Origin of the sequence: Pedobacter sp. CG_S7 (genome assembly GCF_040544395.1) — a bacterium.
Lineage (GTDB): Bacteria > Bacteroidota > Bacteroidia > Sphingobacteriales > Sphingobacteriaceae > Pedobacter.
The window spans coordinates 145,105-163,969 of sequence record NZ_JBEONS010000002.1 but is presented as its reverse complement, the minus strand read 5'-3'; the positions used below and the strand labels follow the sequence as shown (position 1 = coordinate 163,969).

Annotated in this window: 18 protein-coding genes and 1 pseudogene; 8 read left to right on the top strand and 11 right to left on the bottom strand. The window is 38.6% G+C overall.

All coding sequences use genetic code 11. The features are described 5' to 3' along the window. Positions 1-2: 2 nt before the first annotated feature. Positions 3-878 carry an SDR family oxidoreductase gene (locus tag AAKU52_RS02695; RefSeq protein ID WP_354329949.1) on the top strand — a complete coding sequence of 292 codons (876 nt, stop codon included), beginning with the start codon at positions 3-5 and terminating at the stop codon, positions 876-878. 8 nt (positions 879-886) lie between these two features. Here the strand turns inward: AAKU52_RS02695 and AAKU52_RS02690 are convergent, their stop codons facing one another. The 3 genes from AAKU52_RS02690 to AAKU52_RS02680 all read right to left on the bottom strand — a co-directional run bounded on the left by AAKU52_RS02690 (position 887) and on the right by AAKU52_RS02680 (position 2,851). After that, complete coding sequence (locus tag AAKU52_RS02690; RefSeq protein ID WP_354329946.1) at positions 887-1,933, bottom strand: 3-oxoacyl-ACP synthase III family protein; 1,047 nt, start codon at positions 1,931-1,933, stop codon at positions 887-889. Between the two features lie 147 nt (positions 1,934-2,080). After that, positions 2,081-2,461 (bottom strand): DUF6122 family protein, encoded by a 381-nt coding sequence (locus tag AAKU52_RS02685; RefSeq protein WP_354329944.1) that lies wholly within the window; start codon positions 2,459-2,461, stop codon positions 2,081-2,083. A gap of 63 nt (positions 2,462-2,524) precedes the next feature. Beyond that, a complete protein-coding gene (locus AAKU52_RS02680; protein ID WP_354329942.1) occupies positions 2,525-2,851 on the bottom strand; it encodes a DMT family transporter in 327 nt (108 codons plus the stop codon). Positions 2,852-3,000: 149 nt separating this feature from the next. Between AAKU52_RS02680 and AAKU52_RS02675 the strand changes: the two genes are divergently transcribed. After that, entirely contained in the window at positions 3,001-3,999 is a 999-nt protein-coding gene (locus tag AAKU52_RS02675; protein WP_354329940.1) for a chemotaxis protein CheB, read from the top strand. 225 nt (positions 4,000-4,224) lie between these two features. Next, entirely contained in the window at positions 4,225-4,506 is a 282-nt protein-coding gene (locus tag AAKU52_RS02670; protein ID WP_354329938.1) for an ATP-dependent Clp protease adaptor ClpS, read from the top strand. Here AAKU52_RS02670 and AAKU52_RS02665 read toward each other — a convergent pair. Further along, on the bottom strand, positions 4,503-5,102 hold the full coding sequence (locus AAKU52_RS02665; protein ID WP_354329936.1) for a thioredoxin family protein: 600 nt from the start codon (positions 5,100-5,102) through the stop codon (positions 4,503-4,505). The genes AAKU52_RS02670 and AAKU52_RS02665 overlap by 4 nt on opposite strands. Before the next feature lie 98 nt (positions 5,103-5,200). Between AAKU52_RS02665 and AAKU52_RS02660 the strand changes: the two genes are divergently transcribed. From AAKU52_RS02660 to AAKU52_RS02650, 3 genes are all read left to right on the top strand, one after another. After that, a complete protein-coding gene (locus AAKU52_RS02660) occupies positions 5,201-7,693 on the top strand; it encodes a TonB-dependent receptor (protein ID WP_354329935.1) in 2,493 nt (830 codons plus the stop codon). Positions 7,694-7,962: 269 nt separating this feature from the next. Further along, positions 7,963-8,520 carry an NUDIX domain-containing protein gene (locus AAKU52_RS02655; RefSeq protein WP_354329933.1) on the top strand — a complete coding sequence of 186 codons (558 nt, stop codon included), beginning with the start codon at positions 7,963-7,965 and terminating at the stop codon, positions 8,518-8,520. Positions 8,521-8,556: 36 nt separating this feature from the next. Next, complete coding sequence (locus AAKU52_RS02650; RefSeq protein ID WP_354329931.1) at positions 8,557-9,303, top strand: lysophospholipid acyltransferase family protein; 747 nt, start codon at positions 8,557-8,559, stop codon at positions 9,301-9,303. Here AAKU52_RS02650 and AAKU52_RS02645 read toward each other — a convergent pair. Both AAKU52_RS02645 and AAKU52_RS02640 read right to left on the bottom strand, forming a co-directional pair. Continuing rightward, positions 9,300-10,046: a LytR/AlgR family response regulator transcription factor gene (locus tag AAKU52_RS02645; RefSeq protein WP_354329929.1), complete on the bottom strand. Its 747-nt coding sequence runs from the start codon at positions 10,044-10,046 to the stop codon at positions 9,300-9,302. The genes AAKU52_RS02650 and AAKU52_RS02645 overlap by 4 nt on opposite strands. Next, on the bottom strand, positions 10,043-11,077 hold the full coding sequence (locus AAKU52_RS02640; protein WP_354329927.1) for a sensor histidine kinase: 1,035 nt from the start codon (positions 11,075-11,077) through the stop codon (positions 10,043-10,045). Before AAKU52_RS02640 ends, AAKU52_RS02645 begins: the two co-directional genes overlap by 4 nt. Before the next feature lie 188 nt (positions 11,078-11,265). On the opposite strand from AAKU52_RS02640, the gene AAKU52_RS02635 reads away from it, so the two are divergent. Next, complete coding sequence (locus tag AAKU52_RS02635) at positions 11,266-11,442, top strand: hypothetical protein (protein ID WP_354329925.1); 177 nt, start codon at positions 11,266-11,268, stop codon at positions 11,440-11,442. Between the two features lie 19 nt (positions 11,443-11,461). Here the strand turns inward: AAKU52_RS02635 and AAKU52_RS02630 are convergent, their stop codons facing one another. Beyond that, positions 11,462-12,811 (bottom strand): M20/M25/M40 family metallo-hydrolase, encoded by a 1,350-nt coding sequence (locus AAKU52_RS02630; RefSeq protein ID WP_354329923.1) that lies wholly within the window; start codon positions 12,809-12,811, stop codon positions 11,462-11,464. Between the two features lie 227 nt (positions 12,812-13,038). Between AAKU52_RS02630 and AAKU52_RS02625 the strand changes: the two are divergent. Continuing rightward, a pseudogene (locus tag AAKU52_RS02625) lies at positions 13,039-13,358 on the top strand (BlaI/MecI/CopY family transcriptional regulator). A gap of 194 nt (positions 13,359-13,552) precedes the next feature. On the opposite strand, the gene AAKU52_RS02620 reads toward AAKU52_RS02625, so the two are convergent. From AAKU52_RS02620 to AAKU52_RS02605, 4 genes are all read right to left on the bottom strand, one after another. Continuing rightward, the gene (locus AAKU52_RS02620; RefSeq protein WP_354329921.1) at positions 13,553-14,323 is read right to left on the bottom strand and encodes a succinate dehydrogenase/fumarate reductase iron-sulfur subunit; all 771 of its coding nucleotides are present in this window, start codon (positions 14,321-14,323) and stop codon (positions 13,553-13,555) included. 16 nt (positions 14,324-14,339) lie between these two features. Beyond that, a complete protein-coding gene (locus AAKU52_RS02615) occupies positions 14,340-16,319 on the bottom strand; it encodes a fumarate reductase/succinate dehydrogenase flavoprotein subunit (protein ID WP_354329919.1) in 1,980 nt (659 codons plus the stop codon). 28 nt (positions 16,320-16,347) lie between these two features. After that, on the bottom strand, positions 16,348-17,028 hold the full coding sequence (locus AAKU52_RS02610; RefSeq protein WP_354329917.1) for a succinate dehydrogenase cytochrome b subunit: 681 nt from the start codon (positions 17,026-17,028) through the stop codon (positions 16,348-16,350). A gap of 159 nt (positions 17,029-17,187) precedes the next feature. Further along, positions 17,188-18,711 (bottom strand): trypsin-like peptidase domain-containing protein, encoded by a 1,524-nt coding sequence (locus AAKU52_RS02605; RefSeq protein WP_354329915.1) that lies wholly within the window; start codon positions 18,709-18,711, stop codon positions 17,188-17,190. Positions 18,712-18,865: the final 154 nt, after the last annotated feature.

Sequence of the window (18,865 nt, the reverse complement as noted above, 5' to 3'; positions counted from 1 at the left end):
ACATGTACAACCAACCAATGCTCAGAGATGATGCTTTAAAAGGAAAAACGATTGTCATTACCGGTGGCGGTACAGGCCTGGGTAAGGCCATGGGAACTTATTTTTTGAAACTGGGCGCCAATTTGGTAATCACCAGCCGTAAACTTGATGTGATCCAGAAAACTGCCGAAGAACTGGAGAAAGAAACCGGTGGAAAAGTATTGGCCGTAGCCTGCGATGTAAGAGAATACACGCAAGTAGAACATGTTTTAGCGGAAACCCTAAAAACTTTCGGCAAAGTTGATGCCCTGCTCAACAATGCTGCAGGTAATTTTATTTCCCCAACAGAACGATTGTCGGCTAACGCATTTTCTTCGATTATTGACATTGTATTAAAAGGATCAGTGAATTGTACATTGGCTTTTGGCAAACATTGGATTAAAGAAAAACAAGCAGCAAGTATATTAAATATTGTTACCACTTATGCTTTTACGGGTTCTGCTTACGTAGTTCCTTCTGCATGTGCAAAGGGAGGTGTTTTGGCCATGACACGCTCTTTGGCAGTAGAATGGGGTAAATATGGTATCCGTACCAATGCCATTGCTCCTGGACCATTCCCAACAAAAGGTGCATGGGAACGATTGTTACCGGGTGACCTTGCTGAGAAGTTTGATTTCAAAAACCGGGTGCCTTTAAAAAGAGTGGGCGAAAATCAGGAGCTGGCTAACCTGGCGGCCTTCTTAATAAGTGATTTCTCCAGCTACATCAACGGAGAGGTGATCACTATTGATGGTGGAGAATGGCTGCAAGGTGCCGGTCAGTTTAACGGATTAGAGGCCATCCCAACCGAAATGTGGGATGCCTTTGAACAGATGACAAGATCAGCAAAAGGAAGTTAACCTTCCTTTTACCACCTGATCAGGGCGCTGGCCCAGGTAAATCCTGAACCAAAAGCGGCAAGACACACCAAATCACCATCTTTAATCTTGCCCGCTTCCCAGGCCTCACAAAGGGCAATAGGAATAGAAGCTGCTGTCGTATTTCCGTATTTCTGGATATTGTTAAACACCTTCTCATCCGGTAATTTCAGCAATTGCTGCACATATTGACTGATTCTCAAATTTGCCTGGTGAGGAACCAGTAGATCAATATCCTCCGGTTTAAGGTTGTTGGCACTCAAAGCTTCTTTAATCACTTCCGGAAATTTAACCACGGCCTTTTTAAAAACCGCAGGCCCATCCATATAAGGCAAAGCGGCACCACTTTCTAATTGTTCGGTGGTCATAAATAAGCCTCCTAATTCCTGATCGGGATAGCCAGGCTTATCCTTTAACCATTTATTAGCCGATGCACCAGGATAATACATGGCCAATATTTCAGCTTCCGCCCCATCACTGTGTAAATGTGTACTCAAAATACCCTGTCCCTGGCGTGTTGCTGGATGCAAAACCACAGCACCAGCACCATCACCAAAAATAACGGAAACATTTCTGCTACGGGTATCAAAGTCCATTGCAAAAGAATGTTTCTCACTACCCACCACTAAAATATTCTTATACATTCCTGTTTTTATGTACTGATCGGCAATGGAAAGGGCATATACAAAGCCAGAACATTGATTACGAACATCCAAAGCGCCAATTTCTTTCATCTTCATTTCCCGCTGAAGCAACACACCACAACCAGGAAAATAATAATCAGGACTTAAGGTTGCAAAAATAATAAAATCAACATCCTGAGCAGTTATGCCAGCACGTTCAATAGCAATCTTTGCAGCTTCAACCCCCATGGTAGTGGTAGTCTCTTCTAACCGGTCTGCAAAGCGACGCTCTTTAATTCCTGTACGTTCCTGAATCCAGGCATCGTTGGTATCCATAAATCTGGACAGATCATCATTGGTATATACATTTTTTGGAACGTAATATCCTATTCCTGCTATTTTTGAACTTTGCATTTCCACGTGTTTATTTAGAAAAAATAATCAAAAATTACTTCAAATGCAACATTATTTTTAAAAATGCGGTATTTTAATTGTGTCTTTTATTCATGTAACTTGCATAAAAGTGAGCCTATTTAAAATGTAAAGCAAAGACGTAACGGTTTAAATGAAATTTAGAAACACTAATAACTCATGGATTTTAGAATTCACATAACATTCATGGCAATTGGTAAAACTCCACATGCAATCTACCGTGTCGGTAAAAATATGAAACAAGATACCTATAGCAACGATTTTAATAACCTTTTGGGGTGTAAAAAGCATTAGGACATAAAGTGGTAGGACATAAAAAGAATGTAGCGGATGAAAACCAACGCTACATCGTTTTGGGTCGAAAATTGGTGAAGCCAATAAATGGTCTAAATCTATCAGCATTGTTAATAAAAGAATTAAATATACTTTTATCCAATCTTTTTTAAAGAAAACAAACGCAATTAGCCCTGGAAATATAAAGTGAAAAAAATAATGGACTATTGTTTGCATATAAAAATGATGGGGACAATTTAAATATTCTGATCAAACAAAATTAGCTTCTAGGCGTTAATTTTAATGCGACACTGCTTTAAGGCCAATAATAGATCCAATTAGTGTTATTATAAAAAAAATGCGCCAAAAACTAGCAGGATCTTTAAAAACTAAAATACCGACCAATACTGTTCCAACAGCTCCAACTCCAGTCCAGACGGCATAGGCTGTGCTAACAGGTAAAGTTTGCGTAGCTTTAATCAGTAGCCCCATACTAATGGCAAGGCAAACCAGAAACCCTGCATACCAATAATAGGTTTCGTTTCCTGTAGCTTCTTTCGCTTTACTTAAACAAGAAGCAAATGCAACTTCAAACAAGCCTGCAATAACTAAAATAATCCAATTCATATTAAAGTGTTTTTTTGCAAATATCATAAAACTAAAAGACTTTAAACTTTACAAAAGAGAAAAAGCCACTATTATGCTTAATAATTTTGAAAACAACCCTGATAAAATGCTATCTTAATTTAATTTAAATTTATAAAATTGCCAAATCAATGGGAGAAAAAAAACATAAGAAAGTAGTCGTTATAGGCACTTCGGCAGGAGGACTTAATGCTTTAATAAAATTAATCAGCCAGTTACAAGACAATTTTGAAGCACCGATATTAGTGGTTCAGCATATTTCTGCTGATGCCACAGGTAATGTGCTGTTGGATTCCATGAACAAGAAAAGTAATTTAAAATGCTCACATGCGGTAAATGGAACCAAACTTGAATCCGGTCATTTATACCTCGCTCCATCCGACCATCATTTGATGATTGATGAAAACGAGCATATTTTGATTACTAAGGGTGCGCAGGAAAACCGGTCAAGACCAGCCATTGACCCTCTATTTCGATCGGCAGCCGTAGTGTTTAGAAATGATGTTATTGGAATATTACTGACAGGCTATTTAGATGATGGAACAGCAGGGATGGTAGCCATAAAAAGATGTGGAGGCGTGTGCATTGTTCAGGATCCTCAAGACGCTGAATATCCAGACATGCCTAAAAACGCTTTAAATCAGGCAAAAATCGACTATTGTTTGCCCATAGCAGAAATGGGAGGCTTGCTTTACCAGCTTATTTCAATGAAATCTGGCCCGTTGAAAGCGGTTCCGAACGATATTATGATAGAAGCTAAAATTGCTAAACGCGTATTAAGCGATTTACCTTCTGTTAATGCTCTAGGCGAGCAAGTTCCTTTTAATTGCCCAGGTTGTGGTGGTGTTTTATGGAAAGTAGACAAAGGTTCTTCCATGCGTTACCGTTGCCATACCGGACATGCATATACCTCGGCTACGTTAGTGGCAGAGCAAACAATGAAAATAGAAGAAACCATGTGGACTGCTTTAAGGATGTTTGAGGAGCGGAAGAACTTGTTAACGACCATCGCAAAAGAACAAAGTGGATCTGCTGCTAAATCAGCTTTAGAAAGAGCAAGTTTATCCCAGGTTCATATAGACCGTATAAAGGCCATACTACTTTCTAATGATAAGGGGACAACAGGCTAAAGGTTAGCAGCCAACAACAGTAGACCTTGTTGCCAGCTCCTTTGCACCTCCTACCGGTTTTCCCGAACGAGGTCCCTATGAGCTCCCTAGGAGATGCGGCTTTGCCCCCAGTGAAGGATTAGCTAAACTCATTTAAAGGATCTTAAGCGGCCATGCCTTAAATCATTATACCTAAAAAATCAATTTAACTGCAACAATATTTTTAAATTACCTTATTTTTGTACCATGTCTACAGAAACAAAAGAAGAAACGTTTACACTTGCGGAAATCCTCTCTTCCATAAAAACGACCAATCGCTTAATATTATGGAACGATGATGTGAATACTTTTGACCATGTAATAAACTGTATGATGAAATATTTGGATTACACCGAATCTCAGGCAGAAAAAATTGCATGGGAAGTTCATAGCAAGGGCAAATGTGCCATACTGGAAGGATCTTATACCGAAATGGAAATTTACCGTAAAATACTTAAACAAGAAGGATTAACGGTTTCTGTAGATTAGGCTAAAGACCTGAACAATTCTGTTAGCTCCTGTTGGGTAGCTTGTGTTTTATCCTTGGCATACCAGCTATGGAGTTTTTCAGCAAGAACCAGCATATCTTCACTTTCTTTCTTCCAATCCGCTATTAATGGATTTAACAATGCCGGTCTTGGGCCCCATTTATTAAGCACCACACCTTCTGCATCAAGGATCAATAAAATAGGTATCGCGCGCCCGCCGTTGGTTAAATGAGCATCGATCAATTCCAAATGTTCATCTCTCAACACAAACCGGAGTTCAAAATGAGCTGGAGCAGCCTGCTTTATTTTCTCAAACAGCGGAATAATTTGTGCCGCATCTCCACACCAGCCTTCTGATATGACCAGCAAACGATACTTACTGGTTATGTTTTCTAAAACATTTAAAAAAGCCTCATTTAACACGATATTTTTATCTAACCTGCGCATTCTCTGCACATTCATTTTTGAATAATGAAGCATCGCTGCAGAATTATCTGTACCAGTGGTTTCACCCATTGCAAGAAGTTTATCGACTAAATCTCTATAAGCTTGATAAGCTAAACCTTTGTTCACAAAAATATTACTGTAATTGATCATTTTCTGTTGTAATAAAATAGTTACGCCCTGAATATTAAACTTCCTAGCCGTTAATTTGTCAATATAAATAAATACACTTAAAAAAAAGAAAAAGATAGATGAAGAATAATGCCTATAAATTCCTGTTATATACCCTTTCTATTTGTGCTATAACCGTAAACCTTAAAGCACAATCAATAGAACCAGTTACTATTGTTGCAAAGGTTATTGATGCACAAAACAACCAAACGGTTCCATTTGCAACAGCAAGTATACTTGATAGGAAGACAAAAGCAATTATAAAAGTAGTACAAACTGATGTAAATGGTCTATTAAAGATTAGCGGACTGGCACCTGGGGTAATTACCTTTAAAATAAGTTATGTAGGCTACCAAACTATGGTGAGGGATTCTATTACCATTGGTACCCAAAAACAAATCAATCTGGGCACCATAAAAATGAGTCCTTCAAAAGGGACTGCATTAAAAGAAGTACAAATAACAGCGCAAAAAAGCACCATGCAACTGGGTATCGACAAAAAAGTTTTCTCTGTCGATCAAAGTCTGGTGAGCGAGGGTGGCTCTGCATCTGATGTTTTACAAAATGTACCTACTATACAAACAGATATGGATGGCAATGTAAGCTTAAGAGGATCGGCAGGCGTAAGGGTTTTAATAGATGGCAAACCTTCTCTAATTGCCGGTGGTAATGTTGCTCAAATCTTGCAATCTATTCCGGCAAGTTCTATCGAAAGTGTTGAAGTAATTACTAATCCGTCGGCAAAATATGATGCCGAAGGACAATCGGGGATTATTAACATCGTATTGAAGAAAAACAAAAAACTAGGATTTAATGGTTCGGTGGCCCTAACTGCTGGTAATATGGATAGTTACAATGCCAATACCAGTTTAAGTTATCAAAATAATAAAATGAACATCTTTGGAAATTACAGCTACCGCAATGGCAAGCGTTTGAGTGGTGGTTACAGCAACATCACTTATTTGGACTCTACCTTCCCTACTGTTTTTGCAAATCAAAATTCAGATTCAGAGGGCTTAGATAAAGGCCATAACCTGAAGGCAGGTATAGATTATTACCTGGCAGCAAAAAGTGTGCTGAGCTTTTCTGGTGGTTTTAACATTAGAGACAATAACAGGACGGAGTTGATTTATATTGATAAGCTTGATGGCGTAATGGATCCGATTGAACTGAGCAACAGAATAAATACCAACAATAGAAGTGGCAGCAGTTATGATATAAACCTAGACTTTAGTCAGAAGTTTAAGAAACCAAGGGAGGAATTAACTTTTAATTTTGGCTTCTCAAAAGGCAATAATGACAGCTACCAGGTGTTCGATACACAAATATATAACCAAAATGGAGAAACGGTAGTTTTGCCCTTAGCTGTTAATTCAAATAATGGTATCGGGAATGATAAAAATTACAACATACAGACAGATTACACCTTGCCGATTGGTAAAGCCGGAAAATTTGAAACGGGTTACCGCAGCCAGATTCGTTTTTCAGATAACAATACCCTGGCAGAAATATTAAATAACACCACTGGAAATTATGATGTGGATTACCTGGTATCTAACGATTTTAACAGCAAAGATCAGGTTCATGCCATTTATGTCAATTACCAGAACCAAATCAAGAACTTTGGTTATCAATTTGGTTTAAGGGGTGAAAATGCCACCTTAAACACTAGTTCTGGCGCTTACAGTGCCGGCAACGATGTTCTTTACACTCCAGGAAAAGTTGCTTACACCAGGCTTTACCCAAGTGTGTTTTTAACGCAAAAACTTAAGGGAGAGCAACAGGTACAGTTAAGTTACAGCAGAAGAGTTAACCGCCCCAGAGGCTGGGATACCAATCCTTTTTTGGACACTTCAGAGCCATTAAACTATCGCCAGGGTAATCCAAACCTTAAACCTGAAGATGTACATGCCTATGAATTTAGTTACAATAAATACTGGCCTAGTGTTACCTTTATCTCCAGCGTATATTTCCGCCAAACCAATGATGTGATACAGCGTGTAAGGACAGCACCAGATGAAGAAGGAATTACCCTCACAACTCCAGAAAATCTAACCAGCGAAAAGTCTACGGGTTTGGAGCTGATTGGGAAAATCGATGTCCTAAAGGCATGGAATTTCACGGCCAATGTAAACCTTTTCCAACGTAATATTAAAGGCGTACCAGAATATGGAATATTAGAGAATTCTGGCTTTAGCTGGGATGCCAATGTTACCAATAACATTACACTTCCTTATAGCATTACTTTACAAATTAAAGCAGATTACCGAGCCCCGCAAGTAGTTGCCCTAGGAAAAAGAAATGCCATGTTTGGTGCAGATGCAGGTGCCAAATATGACTTCCCAAATAAGAAATCTTCACTGAGTTTAAATGTAAGAAATGTATTTAACACTAGAAACTGGAGCATGACAACCACTAACCCGGGCACTACCATTGATTTTAAAAGATACATGCAGGGTCCTATGGCAAGTTTAACCTATTCTTACCGATTTGGAAAAACTGATTTCCAAGCAAAAAGAACTAAAAAATCAGACCAACAAGAGCCGCAAGGCTCTGAAGAAGGGTCATTTTAAATTAATCGTTGCCCATTATGAAGGAGAAAATTCGACCCAGCCTTTAGTTATATTGTCTTTATTCTTTAATGGTATAGTAATTATTGAAAAAGATGAAGATTACCTACAACGTTGGCCAATCGCGGCTTGCAGAAGGCAACACGGCAACTGATTTATTGAAAAATGTTGCCTGGTACAGGTAAACATTAACTTCACCTTAAGTGTTAATTACCGCATTACAAAAATGAACAAGGCCTTAAGGTAGAAGTCATAATTTTGTATCTTGCACCATGGATGAAAGTAACCCCTGGATAACTTTAGAAAGCCGTATGGTTTATGAGAACAACTGGATAGGTTTGACCGAACACCAGGTAATAAACCCTTCGGGTGGCAGAGGTATTTATGGAAAAGTACATTTTAAAAACCTTGCTATCGGTATTTTACCTTTGGATGAAGACCTCAACACCTGGCTTGTTGGCCAGTTTCGTTTCCCTTTAGGTGCCTATAGCTGGGAAATCCCTGAAGGAGGCGGCCCACTACACCTTGACCCTTTAGACAGTGCTAAACGGGAGCTGCTGGAAGAAACCGGAATTGTGGCCAACCAATGGCATGAAATACAGCGCATGCACCTATCGAATTCTGTAAGCAATGAACTTGCGATTATCTATATTGCAAGGGATTTAACGATGGGTGAAGCTGAGCCTGAAGAAACAGAACAACTTACCGTTAGAAAACTGCATTTTGAGCAGGCTTTTGGTATGGTAATGAACGGAGATATTACAGACAGCATGAGCGTGGCCGCCATCTTAAAAACTAATATATTAATACAGCAGGGTCATTACTCCTGATCGCTTCATCACCTTTGAAAACAAATTATATAACCAATGAAAAAAATTTTTGGATACGTTTTGACGCCTTTATTTTACTTGTCATTTCTGCTTACCCTAATCATATTCCAGCCTATCCAATGGTTATGTTATAAATTATCTGGTTATAAAGCACATAAAAAATCGGTAGATATGCTGAATTTCTTCCTAACTTATTGTCAGTATACTTTAGGAAATTCCATCACTTTTATCAATGAGCAACAGCTGCCAGAAAACCGCCCAATCATCTTTATTGCCAACCACCAAAGCATGTTTGACATACCAGGGATGATCTGGTTTTTAAGAAAGCACCAGGTGAAATTTATTTCTAAAATTGAATTAACCAAAGGAATTCCTTCTATATCTTTTAATTTAAAATATGGTGGCGGTGCCAATATAAACCGGAAGGACAATAAACAGGCAATAGGAGAAATTATTAAATTGGGTCGCAGAATGCATGACAACAACTGGTCGGCAATGATTTTTGCAGAAGGCACACGTGCTAAAGATGGACAGATGAAAAAGTTCCACATTGGTGGTATTGCAACCTTATTCAAAATCAATCCGAATGCACTAATTGTACCAATCGCGATAGAGAATTCCTGGAAAGTGGTACAATATGGTGCTTATCCATTATGCACAGGAGAAAGCCTGAGGTGGACAGTGTTGCCGCCACTACTTACCGAGGGAAAATCGCTGGAAGAAATAACACTAGCAGCAGAGACCTCCATACGTGAAAAATTACAACAGCAACTGCCTGCTTAAAGATTCTTGTTCTCTATTCGTTTAAAAAACTCTTCTCTATAGGTATCCCCAATTGGGATAACTTTATCAGCAATAAAAATCCGGCTCCGTTCAATACTTTCAATTTTATCAAGTGAAATGATGTACGACTTATGTACCCGAATAAATTGTGAATGTGGCAGTGTTTCCTCCATTTTCTTCATGTTTTGAAGGGTAATAATCCGCTCTGTTCTGGTGAAGATCGAAATGTAATCTTTTAAACCCTCAATATACAGGATGTCATCAAGTTGTATCTTTTGAATTTTATGTTCTGTTTTAATGAAGATAAAATCCTGAACTTGCGGTGTTGTTGCTGCAGCGCTTACGGTAAGCAAAGGTGCGGCAGTTATGGGAGGTTCTGCTTTTTTGAGTAAGTTGTGAACCTTTTCAACTGCTTTATAAAAACGATCAAATGCAATAGGCTTTAACAGGTAATCTGATACGTTAAGGTCGTAGCTTTCTAAGGCATATTGAGAATAGGCCGTTGTTAAGATATAATTAGACTTACCAGAAGCGATTTTCAAAAACTGTATTCCAGTTAGTTCTGGCATTTGAACATCAAGAAAAACCAAGTCTATACCGCCTGCCTGAACAAGCTGCAAAGCTTCGATACCATTCTCGGTGCGTTTAACCAACTCTAAAAATGGAACCTTAGAAATATAATCTTCTAAAATATCCAGGGCTAGTGGTTCATCATCCACAGCAATACACTTCAATTTTATCATATATCAAGCATTAGTTCACTGGTGTAATGGGTAGCCGAATTTACGATATTTAACTTATATCGTTCGGGATATAATAATTGTAGCCTGCGCTCCACATTGTTTAAGCCAACGCCACCCATTTCATCTTTATTAAAATTATTCTTTTTATTAGTAATACTAAAATGAAGTATCTTTTGATTAGCGATTAGATTAATTTTTATAGGGTCTTTTGGATCGTTAGCCACCCCATGTTTAAAAGCATTTTCCACAAAAGAAATCAAGATTAAGGGCACAATTGGCTGGTCGTTAATTTCGCCATGAATGGTTAACGCTACTGCTGCCCCATCTTTAAACCTCAAACGCTGCAGGTCAATAAAGCTTTTCACATATTCAATTTCCTTACTTAAGGCAACCCGACTGTCATTACTTTCATAAATCATGTACCTCATAATTTCTGAAAGTTTCAAAATAGCATCAGCGGTTTTATCAGATTTTTGATAGGCAAGGGAATAAATATTGTTGAGGGAATTGAACAAAAAATGCGGATTTAACTGCGATTTTAAAAACTGTAGTTCCATGTCTTTTTTCTCACTTTCCAGTTGGCGCTGTATCCTTTCGTTGCCAAACCAATCTACTGCAAATTTAATAAGAGAACTAATAACCATGAAAAAACCAGAGACAAAGACAGTGCGTAATATATATTGCGGAATTTTAGTGAATACTTTTGCACTTGTGGTATGATTGACATAAGTTAAAACAATATCGCTGTATAACAAAGCAACTAATGTTTTTAAAACGCCCATAAAAACGATGAGCAATACCATGGCAATGACATACAAACCATATTTTTTACGCTCCTTGACCAGCTGAGGAATCAATAGCATATAATTGATATAAAAGATGGAAATATTTATGAGTCCATAATAGCCAAAGTAAACCATAATATCATACCCGGAAGATTTCTTTTCACTATTGATGATCGCCATTACGCAGATCATACCTAGAAATAACCAGAAGATAATATGTATGAAAATGGATCCTTTATGTTTCATTCGTAAACAGATTTAACAGCTTATAAAATTAAAAAACTAATACTTTTCAGGTGCTTCCGTTCGACGAACTGTCAATTTTATTCTACCAATCCTCAATTAGGGTTCATCTAGGATAAATGCACCTTGGTCTAAAAGATTTTAGCAGCTAATATTTTATGATTCTATTTGTTCTATCAAAACAAACAATCATGAAAAAATTAGCAAACGTTTCGCCATTTATCCTTTTATTATTACCTGTTTTTGTAATGATGTTGTTAACCTTCACCACCAGCATTAATAGTACTAATGAGCAAGAAAATATAGCTGCTAAAAGCAAGGCCACTACCCAAAATTCTTTGTTAAAAGTAAGCGCAACTTTTAAATAAGGCCATAACTATAGTAGCCTTATTTAGCAGGCTTGGGTACTACAATGAGACTCTCATGGCCATTGGCATCCACCGCTTGCAGTCCAAACAAATAGTTATCCTTGGAGTAAGGGATTTCAGCAGAAGTTGCTGTAAAATAAAACTTCTTTTCCCAATGCGGACTGGTGGTTTCCCTCATCAGGATGTTATAACCAGCAGGGTCTTTACCTACTGCAGATGCAGTCCATTTAAAAGCACTTATATTGGTTAGCACGGAAGTAATTAAAACCGGGTTAATTGGAGGTGCAGGGGCTAGACCGAGATTGGCCAAAACAGACAAATTTAATCGGGTAATTTTTTGCAGGTAAGTGTAATCAACATATTCAGGTAAATCGCCAAACTTAAAACCCTTTTCCGTTCTCACATCCTGGTGCTGCCGGTTAAAATCCTCATTCATTTCTGTAATTCTGACTGCCGTAAAACCTTGTGCCGAAAAAGGCGTATGGTCTCCCCCTCTTAAAAAGCGATCCTTGCGGTATATCAGTTTCACTTCCAAATGGTCGACATACCTTTCCCCGGTTTCCTTAATATATCGAGCAGCCTGCCTTGCATTCCCATCATTTTCACCGCCCGTCGATTGTCGTAATTGCGCTGCTTCATTGGTTTCTGCAGCCGGTACTCCCTCAGAAAAGACACGCACGCGGCTGTTATCTTTTAAATCAGTCTCCATACCATAGGTGTTACCAATCATGTCATTGTTCAATAATAATTGAACATCCCAACCTTCCTCCCTTGCCCTTTTAGCCAAATGTGCTGCACCATACAGGCCCTGTTCTTCACCAACCATGGCTACAAACACAATGGTGATGTCGAAAAATTGATTACTCATCACCCGGGCGAGTTCTAAAACACCTGCCACACCAGAGGCATCATCATTAGCCCCGGGCGCAAAGCCTTTGCTATTCATGATATCCGTTACCCTGGAATCATAATGTCCACAAACCATTAACATTCTTTTATCTGCAGTTGCTTTACCAGGTAATATTGCCATCACATTTTTGAGCACTACAGGCTTTAAAATTCTTCTGCCATCCGCTGCCTGAACAAAGCTATCGTAAGATACCTGTAGCTTTCCACCATTGTCTTTATTGTAACTTTCAAATTCTGATTTGATCCAGCTGCGTGCAGCACCTATACCAGTGGTTTTACTTAAGGTATCACTTAGGGTATGTCTGGTTTGAAAGGAAACTAACTTTCTTACACTTTGCCCCAGGTTAGCGGCAGATACCGCTGCTAACATACCAGAAATCAAGGGGTCCCGACTCATGTTCTTTTGTGCATAAGCAGCATCGACAAACAATAACAGAAAAATAGCGTAAAATAGTTTCATAGGTTAGGAAGGTTTTCTTCAGTAAGGTACAGCTAATTTGTATAAAACCCGATCGACTAATCTTGTAATCATAAAAAAATTGTAAAACTAATCAATTAGTTATAGCTTTATCTTAAGGTCTTGAATTCGAATATTCTCGCTAAAATAAACGGCTAACTAAAACTGTAAAGATGGAAATAAAGGATTTAACCAGGGCAGAAGAGCAGCTGATGCAAATCCACTAGCAAATAAAGAAAGGTTTTTTGATGGAGGTAATGGAGCATTTACCTGAACCTAAACCAGCCTACAATACAGTTTAAACGATTATCCGTATTTTGGAGGTTAAAGGATTTCTGGCGCATCAGGCTTTGGGCAAAGCACACGAATATTATCCTTTAATTAGCAGGGAGGATTATAAGCGGCATGCAACGGGGATACTATTAGACAACTACTTCGAAAATTCTTAGGAAGCATGTTTTCTTTTTTTGTAAAGGAAGAGAGGCTGGATCTGAGTGATGTGGATAAGATGTTGAAATTGATTAAGGAGGTGAAAAACCCGCCAAGATAAATAAAAACAAAAGCTAAAGGCTCAAAAAAGGTTTAGCGAGGGCAGTAAAATAGTTGATTATTAATCACGAAATGGTATACAAAAAGTTTATGCTAGTAACAAATATCACAACTGAAATAAACGATTATAAACACGAAACCCCGACCATAAAGGCTGGGGTTTCGCTTAAATCCTTGTCTCGATCTATAAATTTATTAAATTTCTTCTTCAGAAGCAAATTTTGCGGAATAAAAATCGCTATTCATCCTTGCAATGTTTTCTAAAGTGATGCCTTTAGGGCATTCTGCTTCACAAGCGCCAGTATTGGTACAATTACCAAAACCTTCAGCATCCATTTGAGCTACCATACTTTGTACACGTCGATAGCGTTCTGGCTGTCCCTGAGGCAATTGTGCCAATTGGGAGATCTTTGCAGCGGTGAATAACATGGCTGAGGCATTTTTACAAGTGGCAACACAAGCACCACATCCAATACAAGCCGCAGCTTCGAATGCCGAATCAGCCTGAATTTTAGGAATAGGAAGGTTGTTTGCGTCTTGTGCATTCCCTGTATTCACGGAAATAAAGCCTCCTGCAGCAACAATTCTATCGAAAGAGGAACGATCTACCGTTAAATCTTTAATAACTGGAAATGCGGTTGCTCTCCATGGTTCTACAACGATGGTATCGCCATCATTAAAAGAACGCATGTGTAACTGACAAGTTGTAATGCCATCTTTCGGGCCGTGGGGCCTTCCATTGATAAACATAGAGCATGAACCACAAATACCTTCTCTGCAATCATGATCAAAAACAACTGGTTCTTCTCCTTTAGTAATTAAATCCTCATTCAATACATCAAACATCTCCAAGAATGACATATCAGGAGAAATATCAGCTATTTTATAATCCACCAAATTACCTTTGGCTTTGTTATTTTTTTGACGCCAAATCTTTAGCGTTAAATTCATATTTCCTGTACTCATGATATTGAGATTTTTACTATTTATAACTTCTTTGTGCAACCTTAATATTTTCAAATTTCAATTCTTCTTTATGCAAGGTGAATTGAACATCTCCTGAATATTCCCAGGCCGAAACATAAGCGTAATTGTCATCATCCCTTAAGGCTTCTCCTTCTGGAGTCTGGTATTCTTCGCGGAAGTGACCACCACAAGACTCATTTCTGTTCATGGCATCCATACACATCAATTCACCTAATTCAATGAAATCTGCAACACGGCCAGCTTTTTCTAACTCAGGGTTGAACTCATTGGCTTCACCCGGAACACGAACATCACTCCAGAATTCTTTACGCAATTGCTGAATTTCAATAATGGCTTCCTGCAGCTGTATGGCATTACGTGCCATTCCACATTTCTCCCACATGATCTTTCCTAATCTCTTATGGAAATAATCAACAGTTTTTGTTCCTTTAATAGCGAAGAACTTATCGATGATCGACCTTACGCTGGCTTCCGCTGCTACAAAGGCCGGATGATCTGTAGGTATTGCTTTGGTAGATAGGTCTTTAGATAAATAAGCACTAATAGTTGCAGGAATTACAAAATAACCATCTGCCAGGCCTTGCATCAATGCAGAAGCACCTAAGCGGTTTGCACCATGATCAGAGAAATTAGCTTCACCTAGGGCATACAAACCAGGAACTGTGGTCATCAGGTTATAATCAACCCATAAACCCCCCATAGTATAGTGTACCGCAGGATAAATACGCATTGGAAGTTCATAAGGATCTTCGCCAGTAATTTGTTTGTACATGTCGAACAAGTTTCCGTATTTCTCTTTGATCACTTCCCTGCCCAATGCCATGCAAGTAGCCGCATCTGGATTATGGTTATTTTGCTTAGTTGCTTCGATACGGCCATAACGCTCTGTATTGGCCTTAAAATCAAGGTATACAGCAAGTTTAGATTTACCAACACCATAACCAGCATCACAACGTTCTTTTGCTGCACGCGACGCTACATCACGTGGAACAAGGTTACCAAAAGCAGGGTAACGACGTTCTAAATAATAATCTCTCTCATCTTCAGGGATATCCGTAGGCTTGCGGTTATCATCTTTTTTCTTAGGCACCCAAATACGACCGTCATTCCTTAAGGATTCAGACATCAGGGTTAATTTACTTTGATGATCTCCTGAAACAGGTATACAAGTAGGGTGGATTTGTGTAAAGCAAGGGTTACCAAAGAAAGCACCTTGTTTGTGGGCTTTCCATGCTGCAGTAGCATTACTTCCCATAGCATTGGTAGACAAGTAAAATACGTTTCCGTAACCACCACTGCAGATTAATACCGCATGACCGAAATGGCGTTCCAATTCACCGGTAATTAAATTGCGTGCGATGATACCGCGAGCTTTACCATCAATTTTAACTACTTCAAGCATTTCATGGCGGGTAAACATTTCTACCTTCCCCATTCCGATCTGGCGCTCCAAAGAACTATAAGCACCCAAAAGCAATTGCTGACCCGTTTGACCAGCAGCATAAAAAGTCCGTTGAACTTGCGTACCACCAAAAGAACGGTTGTCTAAAAGACCACCATATTCTCTTGCCAAAGGTACACCTTGGGCAACAGCCTGATCTATAATATTCGAGCTCACTTCAGCTAAGCGATAAACGTTAGCCTCCCTTGAGCGGTAATCACCACCTTTAATGGTATCATAAAATAAGCGGTAATTACTGTCGCCATCATTCTGATAGTTTTTTGCAGCATTGATACCTCCTTGTGCGGCAATAGAGTGCGCACGACGTGGAGAATCCTGGAAACAAAAACATTTCACCTTGTATCCCATTTCAGCAAGGGTAGCGGCAGCCGAAGCACCAGCCAATCCTGAACCTACAACAATGATTTCAATGCTTCTTTTATTGGATGGATTCACCAACGGCATTGAAGAACGTAACTTAGTCCATTTTTCGGTTAATTCACCTTCTGGTATATTAGCATTTAATTCTGCCATGTTATTTTAAGCTTAGACGTTCAAAAAATTATTTAATTAAATCAAAATACATGGCTATGGGCATTAAAGCGAAAACCACCGATATAATAATGGAATACCAAATACCTAAGCTACTGATTATGCCATTGTATTTTTTGTGGTTCCATCCAAGCGTTTGAAATGTAGATGCAAAACCGTGTAGCAAATGGTAACACAAAGAAGCCATTGCCAATACATACAAAATTACGATACCAACGTTACTGAAAGTTCCTTTCATCACCGCAAAAAGATCTTCTAACCCATTCGCGTCATGCGTAGGAATACCAATAAACCTGGATACTACCCAAAAATTAGCTAAATGCACAATTAAAAAGATAAGCAGCAGTGTACCCAATAAACCCATAGAACGAGAATACCATTTACTATTTGCGTTGCCATCATTAACTGCATATTTTATCGAGCGGGCGGCCTGATTTTGAAAAGTTAGACGGGCACCTTGATAGATGTGAGCAATTAAGCCTACAAACAACACAATTTCACCTGCCCTGATTAGCCAGTTATTTGCCATAAATTCTGCACCCTTGTTAAAGGTGAGTCCACCGTCATTCATAAAGATTAGCGCATTGATAAAGCAATGCACTAGTAAAAATAAAACCAAGAACAGGCCCGTAATGCCCATTATTAATTTTTTCCCAATAGAAGAGGAAAAAGCGTTTCCGAAACTTGCCATTTGTTTGTTTTTTTATATTCTGTTATTGCAAAAGTATTTAATAAATGAATTAATTACATAATTACCACAACAAATCAGCTATTTAGAAACATTCTAAGGATTAATAAAAAATGGGAGGCCAAAAACTGACCTCCCAATAGCACTAATTAAAAATTAATATTAGAAAGAAAAAGTAAATTTTTGATTCTCAGCAATACCAGAAATAGTTGTCATACCATTTTTAGAGGTTGGCAAAGCATCTTCAATATCTTTAACACTATTTACCGCTCTTCCATTTACAGTAAGTATTAACATTCCTCTAGGAACATCTAATGAATCGAACACTTTTCCTTTTTCAATGCCCGTAACAAGTACACCACTTTTTACACCAAATTTAGTTTTCATTGCTTCAGATGCAGGTGCAAAGGTAGCTCCCAATTGACTGATAGTAGCACCAGTGCTTTTGGCTGCCACCTCTGGCTTGGTAACATTTACACTTTTATCACCTTTTAAAGTAACATTCAGGTCTTTAAGCTGACCATCTCTTAAAACTGTCAATTTAACTTTATCACCCGGACTCATACGTCCAATTTTTTCCTGAAGATCTGGAGAATCGTAAATCAAGATACCGTCCACTTTTTTAATGATATCTCCTTTTTTAATACCTGCTGCGGCACCGCCACCATTAGGCATCACTTCATTAACGTAAAGTCCATTGATGTCATTTATTTTTAACTGCTGCGCGTAATCAGCATCCAGTGGCACAAAGGTAACCCCAATATAACCACGTTTAACAACACCATATTTCTTAAAATCTTCAAGAATTTTCTTGGCCAGGTTAATAGGAATTGCAAAACCATAACCTTCATTCGTGCCGCTTTGAGATGCTATAGCAGCATTTATACCTATCAATTCTCCATTTGCATTAACAAGCGCACCACCACTGTTTCCAGGATTAATGGCCGCATCTGTTTGAATGTAAGATTCTATGCTGTTGTTAGTCCGAGAAGGCAATTTACCTGTCCTTTGGTACTCTTCATATTCGTCTTGTGTTGGTTGTTGTTGCTGTCTGGCTAAAATACCAATCGACCTCGCTTTAGCACTTACAATACCAGCAGTTACGGTGGTTTGTAAATCTAATGGGAAACCAACTGCCAACACCCACTCGCCTACTTGCACCTGATCAGAGTTACCAATTTTTATAATGGGTAAATCAGTTGCCTCAACCTTGATCAATGCTAAATCAGTATTAGGATCAGTACCAATTACTTTAGCAATTACCTTACGCCTGTCGGACAAAACAACTTCTACTTTTTGTGAATTTTCCACTACGTGGTTATTGGTTACAATATAGCCATCGGGAGTTAAAATCACACCAGAACCAGAAGCAGCCCTTGGTGCACGTGATCTTCTCCCTCCGCCACCAAAAAGCTCTTCCATCATATCTAAAGGGGAACCCTCCTTACTTCCTGAACTGCTAAAGGTTGTTCGGATATGGACTACAGCAGGTGAAACAATAGCAGCAGCCTGAACAAAGTCTACAGACCCTGTTGAAGAAACTTTTAAAGGGTTATTTGCAAAAAGCACTTGTTGCTTCTCACTAATTGACATTTCAGCATCGTTAGGCTCTAAAAACTTATAGGCGCCAATTGATGCTGCTCCGCCTATAAAGGCAGCCAAAACTATTAATCCTATTCTTTTCATTTGCATTTAATTTAATTTTCTTCCAGCACCAGGCGCTTTTATTAGACAAGAAAACCTGGTAAAGGTTTTTATTATATATGATTATTGTTATTTTCTTGTTAAACAATCAAATTTAATACCATATCACCGATATTTGTCTCTTCTCAAACTCATT